The organism is Halonotius pteroides (genome assembly GCF_003605635.1).
GTDB lineage: Archaea > Halobacteriota > Halobacteria > Halobacteriales > Haloferacaceae > Halonotius > Halonotius pteroides.
The window spans coordinates 1-1,271 of the sequence record NZ_QMDW01000075.1; the positions used below are offsets into that span (position 1 = coordinate 1).

The 1,271-nt window shown below is 70.3% G+C and carries 1 protein-coding gene; it reads right to left on the reverse strand.

What is annotated here, in order from left to right; all coding sequences use genetic code 11:
• Positions 1 to 1,111: ATP-binding protein (locus DP106_RS15105; protein WP_394343469.1), on the reverse strand; the 1,111-nt coding region annotated here is incomplete at its 3' end.
• Between the last annotated feature and the right edge of the window lie 160 nt (positions 1,112 to 1,271).

Below are 1,271 nucleotides of genomic sequence, written 5' to 3' on the forward strand. Positions count from 1 at the left end.
CCGAGGACGATGCCGGGGACGGCTCGGAGGCGGACGACTCGGCGTCGCCGCCCTCCTGTTCGTTTTCGCCCTCGTCCTCGAGGTGGTCGTCGATCACGTCGTCGGCGTCCGGGGCGTCCTCGAAGGGCGTCGAGCGCATCCGGTGGCCGAGCGCGAACGACGCCGCCGTCCGGATGTCGTCTCGTACGACCGTCGGCCGACCGTCGAGGGCGGCGAGCGCCCGCGCGGCCCGGGCGGTCGCGATGTCGGCGCGGTGGCCGTCGACGCCGGCCTCGAGACAGAGTTCGGCGATCTCCCGCTTTTGTTCGTCCGTCAGCGCGACCGACTCGATCGTCTCGCGGGCGCGCCGCAACCGCCGGCGGTGGGCGTCGGTGTCGTCGTCGGCCTCCTCGGGCCGGCCGTCGCGGAGGTCGTCGTCGATGATGGCGACCCGGTCGGAGACGTCGCGTTCGCCCTCGACCTCGACAGAGAGCGCAAAGCGGTCCCGCAGTTGCGGCCGGAGGTCGCCCTCCTCGGGATTCATCGTCCCGACGAGCGTGAACTCGGCGGGATGGGTCCGGCTGACGCCGTCGCGCTCGACCCGGTTGACTCCCGAGGCGGCCGCATCGAGCAACACGTCGACGAGGTGGTCGTCGAGGAGGTTCACCTCGTCGACGTACAGCAGTCCGCGGTTGGCCCGCGCTAGCAGCCCGGGCTCGAACGTCGCCTCCCCCGACAGGGCGTCCGAGACCGAAAGCGTCCCCACGACGCGGTCCCGGCTCGCGCCGAGCGGGAGGGTGACGAGCGGCACGGCCCGCGTCTCGACGGGAACCGTCGCCCGGTCGCGACAGTCGCGACACTGCCGGCTCCGGTCGTCGGGCGGACAGCCGTACGGGCAGTCCGCGATAGCGCGTTGGTCGGGCAGCAGTCCCGCGAGACCGCGGACGAGCGTCGATTTGGCGGTCCCCTTCTCGCCGGTCACGAGCAGGCCGTCGAGGCCGTCGTCGGCGGTGACACACAGAAGTGCCTGCTTCAATTGGCGTTGGCCCACCACCGCCCCGAACGGCGTGGAAACGCTTTTATCGTCGGCGAGATCAAACACAGTTGTTTTAACACAAACGGAGTTTATCAAACTTATGGCAACCGTCGGACTCTACACCGCGACCGAAAACGAATTGGGCGCGCTCGCCCGCGCCGCCGGCGAGGTCGACGCCGACCTCGTCGCTCGATCCGAGAGCGACCTCGACGAGCCGGAGGCCGTCGAGGCGTTCTGTGAGGAACTGGCCGGCTGT